Annotated in this window: 17 protein-coding genes; 10 read left to right on the top strand and 7 right to left on the bottom strand. The window is 54.8% G+C overall.

Annotated elements, in window-relative coordinates; all coding sequences use genetic code 11:
* The 10 genes from PFH44_RS15900 to PFH44_RS15855 all read left to right on the top strand — a co-directional run.
* The coding region (locus PFH44_RS15900) for an EF-Tu C-terminal domain-related protein (protein ID WP_000329482.1) at positions 1–209 on the top strand (209 nt) is incomplete at its 5' end.
* Positions 210–438: 229 nt separating this feature from the next.
* Positions 439–822 carry a preprotein translocase subunit SecE gene (gene secE / locus PFH44_RS15895; RefSeq protein ID WP_041143536.1) on the top strand — a complete coding sequence of 128 codons (384 nt, stop codon included), beginning with the start codon at positions 439–441 and terminating at the stop codon, positions 820–822.
* A gap of 1 nt (position 823) precedes the next feature.
* Positions 824–1369: a transcription termination/antitermination protein NusG gene (nusG, locus tag PFH44_RS15890; protein ID WP_041143537.1), complete on the top strand. Its 546-nt coding sequence runs from the start codon at positions 824–826 to the stop codon at positions 1367–1369.
* 155 nt (positions 1370–1524) lie between these two features.
* The gene (rplK, locus tag PFH44_RS15885) at positions 1525–1953 is read left to right on the top strand and encodes a 50S ribosomal protein L11 (RefSeq protein WP_041143538.1); all 429 of its coding nucleotides are present in this window, start codon (positions 1525–1527) and stop codon (positions 1951–1953) included.
* A 3-nt stretch (positions 1954–1956) separates the two neighbouring features.
* A complete protein-coding gene (gene rplA / locus PFH44_RS15880; RefSeq protein ID WP_045858000.1) occupies positions 1957–2661 on the top strand; it encodes a 50S ribosomal protein L1 in 705 nt (234 codons plus the stop codon).
* A 415-nt stretch (positions 2662–3076) separates the two neighbouring features.
* A complete protein-coding gene (rplJ, locus tag PFH44_RS15875) occupies positions 3077–3574 on the top strand; it encodes a 50S ribosomal protein L10 (protein WP_045858002.1) in 498 nt (165 codons plus the stop codon).
* 66 nt (positions 3575–3640) lie between these two features.
* Positions 3641–4006, top strand: coding sequence for a 50S ribosomal protein L7/L12 (gene rplL / locus PFH44_RS15870; RefSeq protein ID WP_004118416.1), 366 nt, complete (start codon positions 3641–3643; stop codon positions 4004–4006).
* Positions 4007–4326: 320 nt separating this feature from the next.
* The gene (rpoB, locus tag PFH44_RS15865) at positions 4327–8355 is read left to right on the top strand and encodes a DNA-directed RNA polymerase subunit beta (protein ID WP_045858009.1); all 4029 of its coding nucleotides are present in this window, start codon (positions 4327–4329) and stop codon (positions 8353–8355) included.
* Between the two features lie 76 nt (positions 8356–8431).
* Positions 8432–12655, top strand: coding sequence for a DNA-directed RNA polymerase subunit beta' (gene rpoC, locus PFH44_RS15860; RefSeq protein WP_045858011.1), 4224 nt, complete (start codon positions 8432–8434; stop codon positions 12653–12655).
* A 410-nt stretch (positions 12656–13065) separates the two neighbouring features.
* A complete protein-coding gene (locus PFH44_RS15855) occupies positions 13066–14406 on the top strand; it encodes an anaerobic C4-dicarboxylate transporter (RefSeq protein ID WP_045858013.1) in 1341 nt (446 codons plus the stop codon).
* A 49-nt stretch (positions 14407–14455) separates the two neighbouring features.
* Here the strand turns inward: PFH44_RS15855 and PFH44_RS15850 are convergent, their stop codons facing one another.
* The 7 genes from PFH44_RS15850 to PFH44_RS15820 form a co-directional block, all read right to left on the bottom strand.
* Positions 14456–14767, bottom strand: a complete 312-nt coding sequence (locus PFH44_RS15850) for a PTS lactose/cellobiose transporter subunit IIA (protein ID WP_041143544.1) — start codon at positions 14765–14767, stop codon at positions 14456–14458.
* Positions 14768–14770: 3 nt separating this feature from the next.
* Positions 14771–15076, bottom strand: a complete 306-nt coding sequence (locus PFH44_RS15845) for a PTS sugar transporter subunit IIB (protein ID WP_041143545.1) — start codon at positions 15074–15076, stop codon at positions 14771–14773.
* A 172-nt stretch (positions 15077–15248) separates the two neighbouring features.
* On the bottom strand, positions 15249–16781 hold the full coding sequence (locus PFH44_RS15840) for a sensor domain-containing diguanylate cyclase (RefSeq protein WP_283825482.1): 1533 nt from the start codon (positions 16779–16781) through the stop codon (positions 15249–15251).
* Positions 16782–17108: 327 nt separating this feature from the next.
* Positions 17109–18242, bottom strand: coding sequence for a 2-iminoacetate synthase ThiH (gene thiH, locus PFH44_RS15835; protein ID WP_159237965.1), 1134 nt, complete (start codon positions 18240–18242; stop codon positions 17109–17111).
* A complete protein-coding gene (gene thiG / locus PFH44_RS15830) occupies positions 18239–19009 on the bottom strand; it encodes a thiazole synthase (RefSeq protein ID WP_041143548.1) in 771 nt (256 codons plus the stop codon). The genes thiH and thiG overlap by 4 nt, the downstream gene beginning before the upstream one ends.
* A 1-nt stretch (position 19010) precedes the next feature.
* Positions 19011–19211, bottom strand: a complete 201-nt coding sequence (gene thiS / locus PFH44_RS15825; RefSeq protein WP_045858019.1) for a sulfur carrier protein ThiS — start codon at positions 19209–19211, stop codon at positions 19011–19013.
* Positions 19195–19701 (bottom strand): HesA/MoeB/ThiF family protein (locus PFH44_RS15820; protein ID WP_283825481.1); only part of this gene is annotated, 507 nt, incomplete at its 5' end. The genes PFH44_RS15820 and thiS, both read right to left, overlap by 17 nt.

The raw sequence follows: 19701 nt of genomic DNA, 5'->3' as shown, positions 1-19701 counted from the left end.
GCTACCGTCCGCAGTTCTACTTCCGTACAACTGACGTGACTGGCACCATCGAACTGCCGGAAGGCGTAGAGATGGTAATGCCGGGCGACAACATCAAAATGGTTGTTACCCTGATCCACCCGATCGCGATGGACGACGGTCTGCGTTTCGCAATCCGTGAAGGCGGTCGTACCGTTGGCGCGGGCGTGGTTGCTAAAGTTCTCAGCTAATCGCTGATAACATTTGACGCAATGCGCAATAAAAGGGCATCATTTGATGCCCTTTTTGCACGCTTTCGAACCAGAACCTGGCTCATCAGTGATTTTTTTTGTCATAATCATTGCTGAGACAGGCTCTGTAGAGGGCGTTAAATCCGAAACGCAGCAGAGCATTTCGGTTTGGTTGCCTCGCTCTCGCGGGGCAAAATTATTTGTCTGAATTCTTGTGACAGGTTGGTTTATGAGTGCGAATACCGAAGCTCAAGGGAGCGGGCGCGGCCTGGAAGCGATGAAGTGGACGATCGTTGCCGTGCTGCTGATTGTGGCCATCGTAGGCAACTTCCTTTATCGTGACATTATGCTGGCAGTGCGTGCGCTGGCCGTGGTGATTCTGATCGCTGCTGCCGGTGGCGTCGCGCTGTTAACCACAAAAGGTAAGGCGACCGTAGCTTTCGCCCGTGAAGCGAGAACCGAAGTCCGCAAGGTAATCTGGCCTACTCGCCAGGAAACATTGCACACCACGCTGATTGTTGCCGCGGTAACTGCGGTAATGTCACTGATCCTGTGGGGACTGGATGGTATTCTGGTTCGCCTGGTATCCTTTATCACTGGCCTGAGGTTCTGAGATGTCTGAAGCTCCTAAAAAACGCTGGTACGTCGTTCAGGCGTTTTCCGGTTTTGAAGGTCGCGTAGCTACCTCGTTGCGTGAACATATCAAATTACACAATATGGAAGAGCTGTTTGGCGAAGTCATGGTTCCGACCGAAGAAGTGGTCGAAATCCGTGGTGGCCTGCGCCGCAAGAGCGAGCGCAAATTCTTCCCGGGTTACGTTCTGGTCCAGATGGTGATGAACGACGCAAGCTGGCACCTGGTGCGCAGCGTACCGCGCGTGATGGGCTTTATCGGCGGTACATCCGACCGTCCTGCGCCGATCAGCGACAAAGAAGTCGACGCGATCATGAACCGTCTTCAGCAGGTTGGCGATAAGCCGCGTCCTAAAACGCTGTTCGAGCCGGGCGAAATGGTCCGCGTCAGCGATGGTCCGTTTGCTGACTTCAACGGCGTTGTTGAAGAAGTTGACTACGAGAAGTCCCGTCTGAAGGTTTCTGTTTCGATCTTTGGCCGTGCGACTCCGGTCGAGCTGGACTTTGCTCAGGTAGAAAAAGCCTAAGCGACGATCAAAAAAGCAGCGATTTAATCGTTGCATGAGGCGCGAAATTGACATACAATTTCGCGCCTTTTGTTTTTATGGACCCTGTGTCCGTAAGACGATATTGATAACGGGGAGCCTTTCTAAAGGCGTTATACCCAAACGAGGAAATTTAAATGGCTAAGAAAGTACAAGCCTACGTCAAGCTGCAGGTTGCAGCTGGTATGGCAAACCCGAGCCCGCCGGTTGGTCCAGCACTGGGTCAGCAGGGTGTGAACATCATGGAATTCTGTAAAGCGTTCAACGCCAAAACAGAATCTCTGGAAAAAGGTCTGCCGACTCCGGTTGTTATTACCGTTTACGCTGACCGTTCCTTTACCTTTGTTACCAAGACCCCGCCGGCTGCCGTTCTGCTGAAGAAAGCTGCAGGCATCAAGTCTGGTTCCGGTAAGCCGAACAAAGATAAAGTAGGTAAAATTTCCCGCGCTCAGCTGCAGGAAATCGCGCAGACCAAAGCTGCCGACATGACTGGTTCTGACATTGAAGCGATGACTCGCTCCATTGAAGGTACTGCACGTTCCATGGGCCTGGTAGTAGAGGATTAAGAAATGGCTAAACTGACCAAGCGTATGCGCGTGATCCGTGACAAAGTTGATGTGACTAAACAGTACGACATCAACGAAGCTATTGCTCTGCTGAAAGAGCTGGCCACCGCTAAATTTACCGAAAGCGTAGACGTTGCCGTTAACCTCGGCATCGACGCTCGTAAATCTGACCAGAACGTCCGTGGCGCAACAGTACTGCCGCACGGTACCGGTCGTTCCGTTCGCGTAGCCGTATTTGCCCAGGGCCCGAACGCTGAAGCTGCTAAAGCTGCAGGCGCCGAGCTGGTAGGTATGGAAGATCTGGCAGACCAGATTAAAAAAGGCGAAATGAACTTCGACGTTGTTATTGCTTCCCCGGATGCAATGCGCGTTGTTGGCCAGCTGGGCCAGGTTCTGGGTCCGCGTGGCCTGATGCCAAACCCGAAAGTGGGTACCGTTACTCCGAACGTTGCTGAAGCTGTTAAGAACGCTAAAGCAGGTCAGGTTCGCTATCGTAACGACAAAAACGGCATCATCCACACCACCATCGGTAAAGTGGACTTTGACGCTGACAAACTGAAAGAAAACCTGGAAGCCCTGCTGGTTGCGCTGAAAAAAGCAAAACCGACTCAGGCAAAAGGCGTTTTCATCAAGAAAGTTAGCCTCTCCACCACCATGGGTGCTGGCGTTGCCGTTGATCAGGCTGGTCTGAGCGCTTCTGCGAACTAAGATTAGCTTTACGTGGGCGGTGGATTTGTCTACAATTCTACCCCCACGATTCTGCTACGTGCAGAACGCTATCCGAGATAGTCAGGTTGTGGCAAGGCGGCAACTGAGTGAATCTCCGGGAGCATAGTGAACTATGTGACCGGTGTGAGCGAAGACAGCCAACGCCGGCACGGCCTGAATAGCGAAGGGTAGAAAGAATTTGTTCGTTGGAGCCTGGCCTATCCAGGCCTCCGTCGAAGACCGCAGGTGTTTCGCAAGAAACTTAATGCCCTGCGTAGACGGTGACAGAACGCTAAGATTATTTTTGGATACTCTGGCTTGTTTCTGCTCACCGTATTTAAGACGCTCTATTCGTTGAGTAGAGTGAAGTGAGTTCCAGAGCATGAGCTCTGGCAAACATCCAGGAGCAAAGCTAATGGCTTTAAATCTTCAAGACAAACAAGCGATTGTTGCTGAAGTCAGCGAAGTAGCCAAAGGCGCGCTGTCTGCAGTAGTTGCGGATTCTCGTGGCGTTACTGTAGATAAAATGACTGAACTGCGTAAAGCAGGTCGTGAAGCTGGCGTTTACATGCGTGTTGTCCGCAACACCCTGCTGCGCCGCGTCGTTGAAGGTACTCAGTTCGAGTGCCTGAAAGACACGTTTGTTGGTCCGACCCTGATTGCATACTCTATGGAACACCCGGGCGCTGCCGCTCGTCTGTTCAAAGAGTTCGCGAAAGCGAATGCAAAATTCGAGGTTAAAGCCGCAGCCTTTGAAGGCGAGCTGATCCCGGCGTCGCAAATCGACCGCCTGGCAACTCTGCCGACCTACGACGAAGCAATTGCACGCCTGATGGCAACCATGAAAGAAGCTTCGGCTGGCAAACTGGTTCGCACTCTGGCTGCTGTACGCGATGCGAAAGAAGCTGCTTAATCGCAGTTGTCTTTATAAAGCACTCGCTTACGTATAAACTTATTCTGATATTCAGGAACAATTTAAATGTCTATCACTAAAGATCAAATCATTGAAGCAGTATCCGCTATGTCCGTAATGGACGTTGTTGAGCTGATCTCTGCAATGGAAGAAAAATTCGGTGTTTCCGCTGCTGCTGCTGTAGCTGTAGCTGCTGGCCCGGCTGAAGCTGCTGAAGAAAAAACTGAATTCGACGTAATTCTGAAAGCTGCTGGCGCTAACAAAGTTGCTGTAATCAAAGCAGTACGTAGCGCAACTGGCCTGGGTCTGAAAGAAGCTAAAGACTTGGTAGAATCTGCACCTGCTGCCCTGAAAGAAGGCATCAGCAAAGATGACGCAGAAGCACTGAAAAAATCTCTGGAAGAAGCTGGCGCTGAAGTTGAAGTCAAATAAGCCAACCTTTCCGGTTGCAGCCTGAGTAATCAGGCTGATGGCTGGTGACTATTTAGTCACCAGCCTTTTTGCGCTGTAAGGCGCCAGTAGCATTTCACACTGTTTGACTGCTGGTTGTCCTGACAATGCATGTTTCTATCGACGACTTAATATACTGCGACAGGGTGCTCGCTCTGTGTAAATCGCGACGAAATGGTTTAAGCGTGATAGCAACAGGTATTGCGGAAAGTGTTCCATTTTCCGGTCCACAAAATAGTGTTGCATAAAAAACTGCCTTTCTGAGGCAGACGGGTCGACTTGTCAGCGAGCTGAGGAACCCTATGGTTTACTCCTATACCGAGAAAAAACGTATTCGTAAGGATTTTGGTAAACGTCCGCAGGTTCTGGACATACCTTATCTCCTTTCTATCCAGCTTGATTCGTTCCAGAAGTTTATCGAGCAAGATCCTGAAGGGCAATATGGTCTGGAAGCAGCCTTCCGTTCCGTGTTCCCGATTAAAAGCTACAGCGGTAACTCCGAGCTGCAATACGTCAGCTACCGTCTGGGCGAACCTGTATTTGATGTTAAAGAGTGCCAGATCCGCGGCGTGACCTACTCGGCACCGTTGCGCGTTAAACTGCGCCTGGTGATCTACGAGCGTGAAGCGCCGGAAGGCACCGTTAAAGACATCAAAGAACAAGAAGTCTACATGGGCGAAATTCCGCTCATGACCGACAACGGTACCTTTGTTATCAACGGTACCGAGCGTGTTATCGTTTCTCAGCTGCACCGTAGCCCGGGCGTCTTCTTTGACAGTGACAAAGGTAAGACTCACTCTTCCGGTAAGGTCCTGTATAACGCACGTATCATCCCTTACCGTGGTTCCTGGCTGGACTTCGAATTCGATCCGAAAGACAACCTGTTTGTCCGTATCGACCGCCGTCGTAAGCTGCCGGCAACGATCATCCTGCGCGCGCTGAATTACACCACTGAGCAGATCCTTGACCTGTTCTTCGAAAAAGTGGTCTTTGAAATTCGCGACAACAAGCTGCAGATGGAGCTGATTCCGGAGCGTCTGCGTGGTGAAACCGCGTCCTTCGACATCGAAGCTAACGGTAAGATCTACGTCGAGAAAGCACGCCGTATTACCGCTCGCCATATCCGCCAGCTGGAAAAAGACGATATCAAGCTTATCGAAGTTCCGGTTGAATACATCGCGGGTAAAGTTGCTGCTAAAGACTATGTCGATACAGCGACCGGCGAACTGATCTGCCCGGCGAACATGGAGCTGAGCCTCGATCTGCTGGCCAAACTGAGCCAGTCCGGTCATAAGCGCATCGAAACTCTGTTCACCAACGATCTCGATCACGGTGCGTACATCTCTGAAACCGTACGCGTCGACCCGACCAACGATCGTCTGAGCGCGCTGGTAGAAATCTACCGCATGATGCGCCCGGGCGAGCCGCCGACTCGTGAAGCGGCTGAAAACCTGTTTGAGAACCTGTTCTTCTCCGAAGACCGCTACGATCTGTCCGCGGTTGGTCGTATGAAGTTCAACCGTTCTCTGCTGCGTGACGAAATCGAAGGTTCCGGTATCCTGAGCAAAGACGACATCATCGAAGTGATGAAGAAGCTCATCGGTATCCGTAACGGCATTGGCGAAGTCGATGATATCGACCACCTCGGCAACCGTCGTATCCGTTCCGTTGGCGAAATGGCGGAAAACCAGTTCCGCGTTGGCCTGGTTCGCGTAGAGCGTGCGGTTAAAGAGCGTCTGTCCCTGGGCGATCTGGATACCCTGATGCCTCAGGATATGATCAACGCCAAGCCAATTTCCGCAGCAGTGAAAGAGTTCTTTGGTTCCAGCCAGCTGTCTCAGTTTATGGACCAGAACAACCCGCTGTCCGAGATTACGCACAAACGTCGTATCTCTGCACTCGGCCCAGGCGGTCTGACCCGCGAGCGCGCAGGCTTTGAAGTTCGAGACGTACACCCGACCCACTACGGTCGCGTATGCCCAATCGAAACGCCTGAAGGCCCGAACATCGGTCTGATCAACTCCCTGTCCGTGTACGCACAGACTAACGAATACGGCTTCCTCGAGACTCCGTATCGTAAAGTGACTGACGGTGTTGTCACCGACGAAATTCATTACCTCTCCGCTATCGAAGAAGGTAACTACGTCATCGCTCAGGCGAACTCCAACCTGGATGACGAAGGCCACTTTGAAGAAGACCTGGTAACCTGCCGTAGTAAAGGCGAATCCAGCTTGTTCAGCCGCGACCAGGTTGACTACATGGACGTATCCACCCAGCAGGTGGTTTCCGTCGGTGCGTCCCTGATCCCGTTCCTGGAACACGATGACGCCAACCGTGCATTGATGGGTGCGAACATGCAACGTCAGGCGGTTCCGACTCTGCGCGCTGATAAGCCGCTGGTTGGTACCGGTATGGAACGTGCTGTTGCCGTTGACTCCGGTGTTACTGCGGTTGCTAAACGTGGCGGTACCGTTCAGTACGTGGATGCATCCCGTATCGTTATCAAAGTTAACGATGATGAGATGTACCCGGGCGAAGCCGGCATCGACATCTATAACCTGACCAAGTACACCCGTTCTAACCAGAACACCTGCATCAACCAGATGCCTTGCGTGTCGCTGGGTGAGCCAATTGAGCGCGGCGACGTGCTGGCAGACGGTCCGTCCACCGACCTCGGTGAACTGGCTCTCGGTCAGAACATGCGCGTAGCGTTCATGCCGTGGAACGGCTACAACTTCGAAGACTCCATCCTCGTCTCCGAGCGTGTGGTTCAGGAAGATCGTTTCACCACGATTCATATCCAGGAACTGGCGTGCGTGTCTCGTGACACCAAGCTGGGGCCGGAAGAGATCACCGCTGATATCCCGAACGTGGGTGAAGCTGCGCTCTCCAAACTGGACGAATCCGGTATCGTTTACATCGGTGCAGAAGTGACCGGCGGCGACATTCTGGTTGGTAAGGTTACGCCGAAAGGTGAAACCCAGCTGACGCCAGAAGAGAAACTGCTGCGCGCGATCTTCGGTGAGAAAGCGTCTGACGTTAAAGACTCTTCTCTGCGCGTACCGAACGGTGTTTCCGGTACCGTTATCGACGTTCAGGTCTTTACCCGCGACGGCGTTGAGAAAGACAAGCGTGCGCTGGAAATCGAAGAAATGCAGCTGAAGCAGGCGAAAAAAGACCTGTCTGAAGAACTGCAGATCTTCGAAGCTGGCCTGTTTGGTCGTATCTACGCGGTGCTGGTCTCCGGCGGCGTTGAAGCTGAGAAGCTCGACAAGCTGCCGCGTGACCGCTGGCTGGAACTGGGCCTGGCCGACGAAGAGAAACAAAATCAGCTGGAGCAGCTGGCTGAGCAGTACGACGAACTGAAACACGAGTTCGAGAAAAAACTCGAAGCGAAACGCCGTAAAATTACTCAGGGCGACGATCTGGCACCTGGCGTGCTGAAGATTGTTAAAGTGTATCTGGCCGTTAAACGTCAGATTCAGCCTGGTGATAAAATGGCAGGCCGTCACGGTAACAAGGGTGTTATCTCTAAGATCAACCCGATCGAAGATATGCCTTACGATGAAAACGGCACGCCGGTAGACATCGTACTGAACCCGCTGGGCGTACCGTCTCGTATGAACATCGGTCAGATTCTGGAAACCCACTTGGGTATGGCTGCGAAAGGCATCGGCGAGAAAATCAACGCCATGCTGAAACAGCAGCAGGAAGTCGCCAAGCTGCGCGAATTCATCCAGAAAGCGTACGATCTGGGTACAGACGTTCGCCAGAAGGTTGATTTGAATACCTTCACCGATGATGAAGTTCTGCGTCTTGCTGAAAACCTGAAAAAAGGTATGCCGATCGCAACGCCGGTATTCGACGGTGCGAAAGAGTCTGAAATCAAGGAACTGTTACAGCTGGGTGGCCTGCCGACTTCCGGTCAGATTACCCTGTTCGACGGTCGTACCGGCGAGCAGTTCGAACGCCAGGTTACCGTCGGCTATATGTACATGCTGAAACTGAACCACCTGGTTGATGACAAGATGCATGCGCGTTCTACCGGTTCTTACAGCCTGGTTACTCAGCAGCCGCTGGGTGGTAAGGCTCAGTTCGGTGGTCAGCGCTTCGGTGAGATGGAAGTATGGGCGCTGGAAGCTTACGGCGCGGCATACACCCTGCAGGAAATGCTTACCGTCAAGTCTGATGACGTTAACGGTCGTACCAAGATGTATAAAAACATCGTGGACGGCAACCATCAGATGGAACCGGGCATGCCGGAATCCTTCAACGTACTGTTGAAAGAGATTCGCTCGCTGGGCATCAACATCGAACTGGAAGACGAGTAACTCTCGCTCAAACAGGTCACTGGTGCCGGGGTCATACCCGGCGCCAGATTGTGCTAACTCCGACGGGAGCAAATCCGTGAAAGATTTATTAAAGTTTCTGAAAGCGCAGACTAAAACCGAAGAGTTTGATGCGATCAAAATTGCTCTGGCCTCGCCAGACATGATCCGTTCATGGTCTTTCGGTGAAGTTAAAAAGCCGGAAACCATTAACTACCGTACGTTCAAACCAGAACGTGACGGCCTTTTCTGTGCGCGTATTTTCGGGCCAGTAAAAGATTACGAGTGCCTGTGCGGTAAGTACAAGCGCCTGAAACACCGTGGTGTGATCTGTGAGAAGTGCGGCGTTGAAGTGACCCAGACTAAAGTGCGTCGTGAGCGCATGGGCCACATCGAGCTGGCGTCTCCGACCGCCCACATTTGGTTCCTGAAGTCGCTGCCGTCCCGTATCGGCCTGCTGCTGGATATGCCGCTGCGTGATATCGAACGCGTTCTGTACTTCGAATCTTATGTGGTTATCGAAGGCGGGATGACGAACCTCGAACGCAACCAGATCCTGACAGAAGAGCAGTATCTGGACGCGCTGGAAGAGTTCGGCGACGAGTTCGACGCGAAGATGGGCGCCGAAGCTATTCAGGCCCTGCTGAAGAGCATGGATCTGGAGCAGGAATGCGAACAGCTGCGTGAAGAGTTGAACGAAACCAACTCCGAAACCAAGCGTAAAAAGCTGACCAAGCGTATCAAACTGCTGGAAGCTTTCGTTCAGTCTGGCAACAAGCCGGAGTGGATGATCCTGACCGTTCTGCCGGTTCTGCCGCCAGATCTGCGTCCGCTGGTTCCGCTGGATGGTGGTCGTTTCGCGACTTCTGACCTGAACGATTTGTATCGTCGCGTCATTAACCGTAACAACCGTCTGAAACGTCTGCTGGATCTGGCTGCGCCGGATATCATCGTACGCAACGAAAAACGTATGCTGCAGGAAGCGGTTGACGCCCTGCTGGATAACGGTCGTCGCGGCCGTGCTATCACCGGTTCTAACAAACGTCCTCTGAAATCTTTGGCCGATATGATCAAAGGTAAACAGGGTCGTTTCCGTCAGAACCTGCTGGGTAAACGCGTTGACTACTCCGGTCGTTCTGTTATCACCGTAGGTCCATACCTGCGTCTGCATCAGTGCGGTCTGCCGAAGAAAATGGCGCTGGAGCTGTTCAAACCGTTCATCTACGGCAAGCTGGAACTGCGTGGTCTTGCTACCACCATTAAAGCTGCGAAGAAAATGGTTGAGCGCGAAGAAGCCGTCGTTTGGGATATCCTGGACGAAGTTATCCGCGAACACCCGGTACTGCTGAACCGTGCACCAACCCTGCACCGTTTGGGTATCCAGGCATTTGAGCCGGTACTGATCGAAGGTAAAGCTATCCAGCTGCACCCGCTGGTCTGTGCGGCCTATAACGCCGACTTCGATGGTGACCAGATGGCTGTTCACGTACCGCTGACGCTGGAAGCCCAGCTGGAAGCGCGTGCGCTGATGATGTCTACCAACAACATCCTGTCCCCGGCGAACGGCGAGCCTATCATCGTTCCGTCTCAGGACGTTGTACTGGGTCTGTACTACATGACCCGTGACTGTGTTAACGCCAAAGGCGAAGGCATGGTGCTGACTGGCCCGAAAGAAGCCGAGCGTATTTATCGCGCTGGCCTGGCCTCTCTGCATGCGCGCGTTAAAGTGCGTATCACCGAATACGAAAAAGATGAAAACGGCCAGTTCGTAGCGAAAACCAGCCTGAAGGACACGACCGTTGGCCGTGCGATTCTGTGGATGATCGTGCCTAAAGGTCTGCCGTTCACTATCGTGAACCAGGCGCTGGGTAAGAAAGCGATCTCCAAAATGCTGAACACCTGCTACCGTATTCTGGGCCTGAAACCGACAGTTATTTTTGCGGACCAGACGATGTACACCGGCTTTGCTTATGCAGCGCGTTCAGGTGCATCCGTTGGTATTGATGACATGGTCATCCCGGAGAAAAAACACGAGATCATCAGCGAAGCGGAAGCTGAAGTTGCTGAAATCCAGGAACAGTTCCAGTCCGGTCTGGTTACCGCGGGCGAACGCTACAACAAAGTTATCGATATCTGGGCTGCGGCGAACGATCGTGTATCCAAAGCGATGATGGATAACCTGCAAACCGAAACCGTTATTAACCGTGACGGCGTCGAAGAGCAGCAGGTTTCCTTCAACAGCATCTACATGATGGCCGACTCCGGTGCGCGTGGTTCTGCGGCACAGATTCGTCAGCTTGCTGGTATGCGTGGTCTGATGGCGAAGCCGGATGGCTCCATCATCGAAACGCCGATCACCGCGAACTTCCGTGAAGGTCTGAACGTACTCCAGTACTTCATCTCCACGCACGGTGCGCGTAAAGGTCTGGCGGATACCGCACTGAAAACAGCGAACTCCGGTTACCTGACTCGTCGTCTGGTTGACGTTGCACAGGACCTGGTGGTTACTGAAGACGACTGTGGCACCCTGGAAGGCATTACCATGACCCCGGTTATCGAGGGTGGTGATGTTAAAGAGCCGCTGCGCGATCGCGTACTGGGTCGTGTGACCGCTGAAGACGTTCTGAAGCCGGGTACGGCGGATATTCTGGTTCCACGCAACACGCTGCTGCATGAGCACTGGTGTGACCTGCTGGAAGAGAACTCCGTTGACTCCGTTAAAGTGCGTTCCGTCGTATCCTGTGACACCGACTTTGGTGTATGTGCGCACTGCTACGGTCGTGACCTGGCGCGTGGCCACATCATCAACAAAGGTGAAGCAATCGGCGTTATCGCGGCACAGTCCATCGGTGAGCCGGGTACACAGCTGACGATGCGTACGTTCCACATCGGTGGTGCGGCATCTCGTGCGGCTGCTGAATCCAGCATCCAGGTGAAAAACAAAGGTAGCATCCGCCTTAGCAACGCTAAATCGGTTGTCAACTCTACCGGTAAGCTGGTAGTGACCTCGCGTAACACCGAACTGAAGCTGATCGACGAATTCGGTCGTACCAAAGAGAGCTATAAAGTTCCTTACGGTGCGGTGATGGCGAAAGGCGACGGTGAGCAGGTTGCCGGCGGGGAAACCGTGGCAAACTGGGATCCGCACACCATGCCGGTTATCACTGAAGTTAGCGGTTTCATCCGCTTTACTGACATGATTGACGGCCAGACCATTACTCGTCAGACCGACGAGCTGACCGGTCTGTCTTCGCTGGTGGTTCTGGATTCTGCAGAACGTACCGCGGGTGGTAAAGACCTGCGTCCGGCCCTGAAAATCGTTGATGCCAACGGTAACGACGTTCTGATCCCTGGCACCGATATGGCTGCACAGTACTTCCTGCCGGGTAAAGCGATTGTCCAGCTGGAAGATGGTATCCAGATCAGTGCGGGTGACGCACTGGCGCGTATTCCTCAGGAATCCAGCGGTACCAAGGATATCACCGGTGGTCTGCCGCGCGTTGCTGACCTGTTCGAAGCGCGTCGCCCGAAAGAGCCGGCAATTCTGGCAGAAATCAGCGGTATCATCTCCTTCGGTAAAGAAACCAAAGGTAAACGTCGTCTGGTCATCACTCCGTTAGACGGTAGCGATCCATACGAAGAGATGATTCCGAAATGGCGTCAGCTGAACGTGTTTGAAGGTGAACGTGTAGAACGTGGTGACGTGGTTTCCGACGGTCCGGAAGCGCCGCACGACATTCTGCGTCTTCGTGGCGTACACGCGGTAACGCGTTATATCACCAACGAAGTACAGGACGTTTACCGTCTGCAAGGCGTTAAGATTAACGATAAGCACATCGAAGTTATCGTTCGTCAGATGCTGCGTAAAGCGACCATCGACAGTGCCGGTAGCTCCGACTTCCTGGAAGGCGAGCAGGTTGAATACTCCCGCGTCAAGATTGCTAACCGCGATCTGGAAGCGAATGGCAAAGTTGCGGCAACTTACTCCCGCGACCTGCTGGGTATCACCAAAGCGTCTCTGGCAACCGAATCGTTCATCTCTGCAGCATCGTTCCAGGAGACTACCCGTGTCCTGACCGAAGCAGCCGTTGCGGGCAAACGCGACGAACTGCGTGGCCTGAAAGAGAACGTTATCGTGGGTCGTCTGATCCCGGCTGGTACCGGCTATGCCTACCACCAGGATCGTATGCGCCGCAGGGCAGCCGGCGAACAGCCTGCTGCACCGCAGGTTACCGTCGAAGAAGCTTCTGCCAACCTGGCAGAGCTGCTGAACGCGGGTCTGGGCGGTTCAGACAACGATTAATCGTTGACGCTATGCTGAAAAAGCCAGTCAGGTCTCCTGACTGGCTTTTTTTATTCACGCGCTGCCTCAGCGGCGCGTGATTTTATTTAATCTATATTTGATTACATTCCATTAATAGCTAAGCAGCAATTAAGCCTTATTCTATTAATATAAACCCCGCCAGCCGCTCATGTTTTTATTCCATAGTAAATATATGGGTAAAAGTTCTACGTGTATCAAAAAATTAAAAATCAAAAAAGGTATAGTCAAAAAATCCGGATAATCAGGTGATTGCGCCTTTCCTTATTTTCAGTTCTCACCCGCTGAGGCGCCGCTTCGTCTATTTAAAACGCCATTGAGGAGGCCGCTAAATAAGGATGAGACGACCGCGATAGATGTTTTCGACCTAATAGAGTGGTTCTGGGGGATGCATGGAATTTGCTATACAACTCGTCATTATCTTAGTGTGTTTGTTTTATGGAGCCAGAAAAGGCGGGATTGCGCTGGGCCTTTTAGGCGGCATCGGGCTGGTTATTTTAGTCTTTGTCTTCCATCTTCAGCCGGGAAAACCGCCGGTTGATGTCATGCTGGTGATTATTGCGGTAGTAGCCGCCTCGGCGACGCTACAGGCTTCCGGCGGGTTAGACGTGATGCTGCAGATTGCCGAAAAGCTCCTGCGGCGTAATCCAAAGTACGTTTCAATCGTTGCGCCATTTGTAACCTGTACGCTGACGATCCTGTGCGGCACCGGCCACGTGGTCTATACCATCCTGCCGATTATCTATGACGTCGCGATTAAGAATAATATTCGTCCCGAGCGTCCTATGGCGGCAAGCTCCATTGGCGCACAGATGGGTATTATCGCCAGCCCGGTTTCCGTTGCGGTCGTTTCGCTGGTGGCAATGCTCGGTAACTTTACGTTTAACGGCAAGCACCTGGAGTTTCTCGACCTGCTGGCGATCACCATTCCTTCAACCCTGCTGGGCATTCTGGCGATCGGTATTTTTAGCTGGTTCCGCGGCAAGGATTTGGATAAAGACGAAGAGTTCCAGGCATTTATCGCGACGCCGGAAAACCGCCACTACGTCTACGGCGACACCGCAACGCTGCTGGACCGCAAGCTGCCGGCCAGCAACTGGGTGGCGATGTGGATCTTCCTGGCGTCGATTGTCGTAGTTGCCCTGCTGGGCGCATTTTCCGAGCTGCGGCCCGTATTCGACGGCAAGCCGCTGTCGATGGTGCTGGTTATCCAGATGTTTATGCTGCTTTCCGGGGCGCTGATCATCATCATCACCAAAACCAATCCGGCCGCTATTTCTAAAAATGAGGTATTTCGCTCGGGAATGATCGCCATTGTGGCGGTATACGGCATTGCATGGATGGCGGAGACCATGTTTGGTGCGCACATGTCGGAGATTAAGGGCGTGCTGGGCGAGATGGTAAAAGAGTATCCGTGGGCCTACGCTATCGTCCTGCTGATTGTCTCCAAATTCGTCAACTCGCAGGCGGCGGCGCTGGCGGCGATTGTCCCGGTTGCGCTAGCGATTGGCGTCGACCCGGCCTATATCGTGGCGTCCGCGCCGGCGTGCTACGGCTATTATATTCTGCCAACCTACCCCAGTGACCTGGCCGCTATTCAGTTCGACCGCTCGGGGACGACCCGCATCGGCCGCTTTGTGATTAACCACAGCTTTATTCTGCCGGGGCTCATTGGCGTCAGCGTCTCGTGCGTATTTGGCTGGATATTTGCCGCGCTCTACGGATTTCTGTAATAAAAAAAGCAGGTGCCGAACGGGCACCTGCTGCATAAAGCGGTTTCATTTACTGCGGAATACGGCGATACAGTTCGATCATATCGGTCGCCAGATCCTGGATGACCATTGCGTTCATCAGGTGGTCCTGAGAGTGAACGGTAATCAGGTTGACCGGAAGCTTGCCGGACCCTTCATCCAGACCGATAAGCTGGGTCTGGATTTTGTGCGCGTGCTTCACAAATTCATGAGATTCTGCCATCGCCTGCTCGGCGGCGGCAAAATCGCCTTTGCGCGCCAGCTGCAGTGCGGTTAATGCAGAGCTACGCGCTGAACCGGCGTTAACCAACAGCTCCATAATGATCGTTTCTAAATCTTCCATCTCTTACTCCATCAACTTCAGGGCTTTATCCAGAACGGCATCGCCTTTCATCATGCCGTAATCCATCATATCGATAACGGCGACTTTTTTACCGAACGGATCGGCCAGCGCCTGCAGTTTTGCCTGCTCGTATTTCACCTGCGGGCCCAGCAGGATAATATCGGCAGCCGCCAGGTTGTCCTTAAATTCGGCCACCGGCACGGCTTTAATCGAGACTTCCACCCCTTTCTGCTGCGCGGCAGCTTGCATACGTTGAACCAGCATGCTGGTGGACATACCTGCGGCACAGCATAAAACGATATTCTTCATAGTTCGTCGCCTTTATGTTCCTTGATGTACCATCTTTAGCGCGGGCAGGGTGACGGAACAACCGCTTTGCAGCGATTGTGTGTAAGGCATCACAAAATAATGAAACCGGTTTCGGTTTGCGGGCTGAAAAGACAAAAAAGCCCGCCGAAGCGGGCTTTACGAGGGGAGGGCTTTAGGTTCTGACTATCTGATTCTTGCCCTGCTGTTTCGCTTTATAGAGCGCTTCGTCCACGCTGACCACCAGTTTATCCAGCGGCTCCATATTCCATTCGCCGAGGCCGGCGCTGAAGGTTACGCTTAGCCCCTCTTCACGCCAGGTGCGCCGGGCAATCTTAATCCGCCAGCTTTCGAGCAGCGTATGGGCATGAGTGAGATGCTCTGCGGTAAATACCACGGCAAACTCCTCTCCGCCGTAGCGGTAGAGTGAAATCTGCAGCGGCTGCAGGATTTGCAGCCCTTCACGGGCGACGCTGCGCAGCACGATATCGCCGTTGAGGTGGCCCCAGGTGTCGTTAATCGATTTAAAGTTATCGATGTCGACCAGCGCCAGGGCGAACGGCTGACGATCGTTCATCAGCGCCGCGATGTCGCTATCGAAGGCGCGGCGGTTTTTACAGCCGGTTAGGGCATCGATGGTGGCCTGGCGCACGTAGGTGAGCTCGCGCTGCTTATTGCTTTCGATAGCCTTGCTCAGCATCGCTTCCAGCCGAGGGGCGCGCTGGACGTCGCCGGTCTTAATGGCGTTGATGATATTCATCAGCACCGTGCGCGAAGCGTGGCGCAGGTAGAGGCCGAACAGGATAATGACAATGGCGGCGAGGGCGAACCCCCAGACGATAATATCGGTTTCGTAGCGCGTCAGGTCTAAGAGGGTGGAATTATTGACGCGGTAGATAACGAACCAGTCGGGATTGGTAAACGAATAGTAGTAATACCATCTATCGCTGGCGGTATCGTACAGCTGTCCCTCTGCGCTGGTCATGTCATCCATCAGGCGGCTGCTGACGTAGGGCTTAAACAGGGCGCCAGGATCCGGATGGAGCACTACCTTACCGTCGCGCTGCACGACAAAAAACTCGCCCTGCACCGGCGCCACCATTTGCCGCAGCGCGTACCCCATCGATGTCAGATCCATATGGAAGGCCAGGCTGCCTTTGAGCCGTCCTTCCGGGGAGATGACCGGGCGATAGAGGGTAACGGTGGGGCGATGGGTAAAGTAATCCAGGTAGGGGCGGGTATAGAGGCTGAACATACTGGCTTCCGCCTGTTTGATAAACCACGGACGAGATTCAGGATCGAACGTCCGGCTATCTTCCGTCTCCAGCACCTCCGGCGCGCGCAGGTAGTGCGCCTGGGTGTCCGCCAGTGAGATAGAAGAGACGGTTTGCATCAGCTCCTGAAGCTGCATCAACGTGCGTAAGCCTTTCTGTGGATCGAGATTAACGGCATTATTCAGCTCGTCATTGCGGGAAAAAAAGGTGGTGGCGCGGGTGAGAATATGATCATTTACGCGCAGCAATGATTCGGTGTAGTTAATGGCCAGATTATGAGTGAAGTTGCGATTAACGTGGTGATAGTCCTCAAGGAAATTCTTTTTCTGAGTGGCGGTAACGAACGCTGCGATCAGTAAAAAACTGAGTAAAATCCCCGCAAACCCCACCAGAATCGGCGTAGTAAAAGAGAGTTTTCTGTTGTGACGAGCCATGAGTCGTAAATCGTTCCAGAAGGTATAAACCGTGGGTTAATCCGCAGGTTTAGCCAGCATGCCTGCCGAGCGAATCAGGTAACTATTCGTCAATTATAACCACGCCCTTCCAGGGCAAGGGATTTAAATTCACCGGGCCGGGGTTCCGCCCGCTCTCCATCGGCTATCCATTTAGGAGGCAGGGCGAAAATGAGGAAGAGAAATTATCGCCCTGGTCAGCGTCCGCTGCTGACAGGAGCAGAATAGGAAAACGGCAGAGGGCAAGCAATCTGCCGTTTTTGTTCTCGCGTTCAGGCTCGCAAACTGCTCAGGCCGTTACACTCCTCTTCAGGGCGACTGCGTAGCGCGTCCCAGCCAGCTATCCCAGTCTTTCCATACCGGCTGCAGCCCGCGAGCGACCAGCGCGCTGGCGACCTCTTCGGGGCGACGGCCGTCGTGAGGAGCAAACTGCTCCAGCTCGGGGTGATCATCGGCGTAGCCGCCGGGCTGCGTTTTGGAAAATGCGCTGACGTTGTTAATGGCCAGCGGGATCACCCGATCGCGGAAATCGGGGGCTTCGCGGGTTGAAAGCGACAGCTCAACCTCCGGCGCCAGCAGGCGGAAGGCGCAGATGGTCTGCACCAGCTGGCGCTCGTCCATCAGCGATGCCGGTTCGATCCCGCCGGCGCAGGGCCGCAGCCGGGGGAAGGAGACCGAGTAGCGGCTGCGCCAGTAGTGCTGCTGGAGCCACAGCAGATGCTCGGCGACCATATAGCAATCCACGCGCCAGCTATCGGAGAGGCCAATGAGCGCGCCCAGGCCGATCTTATCGATCCCCGCCTCGCCAAGGCGATCCGGCGTATCCAGACGCCAGAAGAAGTCCTGCTTCTTCCCTTTCAGATGATGCTGGGCGTACATGCTTTCATGATAGGTTTCCTGATAGACCATCACGCCGTCCAGGCCGAGCGTTTTCAGCTCGGCGTACTCTTCGGTGCTCAGCGGCTGCACCTCCATTTGCAGCGAGGAGAACCGGCTGCGGATCGCCGGCAGATGCTGGCGAAAATAGTCCATCCCCACTTTGCCCTGATGTTCGCCGGTGACCAGCAGCAGATGCTCAAAGCCCATCTGGCGGATGGCGGCGCACTCGCGGGTAATTTCGTCGCTATCCAGCGTCTTGCGCTTGATGCGGTTGCTCATCGAAAAGCCGCAGTAGGTGCAGTCGTTTGCGCACAGGTTAGAGAGATAGAGGGGAACGTAGAAGCTGACGGTGTTGCCAAAGCGCTGGCGGGTCAGGCGCTGCGCGCGCTGCGCCAGCGGCTCCAGATAGCCGGCGGCGGCGGGGGAGAGCAGGGCCATCATATCGTCGCGAGTAAGCTGTTTCGCCGCTATCGCCCGCTCAACGTCGGCTGGGGTTTTGCTGTTGATGCGCAGGCGGATGTCGTCCCACTCCAGCTGCTTCCAGCGGTCGGTGAAGGTGCTCATGCCAGCGCCTCCAGAAAACCGGTCAGCGGGCTGGTGGCCTGCGCCTGGGCGCTGCGCGCGCCGGGTCCGGCCTGACGGGCCAGCAGGCCCGCTTCTACCGCCAGACGAAACGCGCGCGCCATGGTCACCGGATCGTCGGCGACGGCGATTGCGGTATTCACCAGCACCGCGTCGGCGCCCATCTCCAGCGCCTGCGCCGCATGGCTGGGCACGCCAATACCGGCGTCAACGACCACCGGCACCCTGGCCTGGGCGATAATGATTTCCAGCATGGCGCGGGTCTCCAGCCCCTGATTCGAGCCGATGGGCGCGCCGAGCGGCATCACCGCCGCGCAGCCCGCCTCCTCCAGCCGCTTACACAGCACCGGGTCGGCGCCGCAGTAGGGCAGAACCACGAAGCCTTCCCGTACCAGGATCTCCGCCGCCTTCAGGGTTTCGATTGGGTCCGGCAGCAGCCAGCGCGCGTCCGGATGAATCTCCAGCTTCAGCCAGTGGGTGCCCAGGGCTTCCCGCGCCAGGCGGGCGGCGAACACGGCCTCTTCCGCCGTTTTGGCGCCCGAGGTATTCGGCAGCAGGCTGACGCCGGCGGCCAGTAAAGGCGCGAGGATCGCATCATTGTGCTGACGTAAATCGACGCGCTTCATCGCCAGCGTCACCAGCTGGCTTCCCGAGGCGCGGATTGCCTCGACCATGAGCTCCGGTGCGGAGAATTTCCCGGTACCGGTAAAAATGTGTGAGTCGAACGTTTTGTCTGCGATACGTAACATGTCAGCCTCCGGCGATAACCTGAAAAAGCAGGACCCGATCGCCTTCCTGCAGAAGATGGTGATCCCACCGCTCGCGCGGCAGAACCTGTTGATTGAGCGCCAGCGCGATGCCCGCCTGCTGCTGTTCCAGCTGAGCGAGCAGGGCGGCGACGGTGAGCGCATCGGCGCAGCGGAGCGGTTCGTCGTTAAACCAAATCTGCATGTTGTCCTCCGCATACCGGACAGCTCTGCGCCCGCTGTAGCGTCAGGCTGCGCCAGGCGCTGGTACGGGCGTCAAACAGCCGCAGCGTATTACGCGGCGTGATCATGCCGGAGAGCAGCTTGATCGCCTCCAGCGCCTGCAGCGTACCCATCATGCCGACCACCGGCCCGATAATGCCCGCGGTGCGGCAGCTGCGCTCGGGCTCGGCCGTATCCGGCCACAGGCAGCGATAGCAGCCCTGCTCCCACGGCGGGGTCAGGACCATCAGCTGCCCGCCAAGCCCGACGGCGCTGGCGGTAATTAACGGCGTTTTCATGCTCACGCAGGCGGCGTTGATGGCCTGGCGGCTCTCCATGTTATCGGTACAGTCCAGCACCAGATCGGCCTGCGCCACTTCAGCCAGCAGCGCTTCGCCGCTCAGCCGCTGCCGCAGGGGGATAACATCGATCTGCGGATTGAGCCGCGCCAGCGGCCGGCGCGGCTCCATCCG

The organism is Klebsiella sp. Ech2A (genome assembly GCF_030078455.1).
Taxonomy (GTDB): Bacteria; Pseudomonadota; Gammaproteobacteria; order Enterobacterales; family Enterobacteriaceae; genus Klebsiella; species Klebsiella terrigena.
The sequence above is the reverse complement of the archived record's forward strand: the minus strand, read 5'-3'. Positions and strand labels throughout refer to the sequence as shown.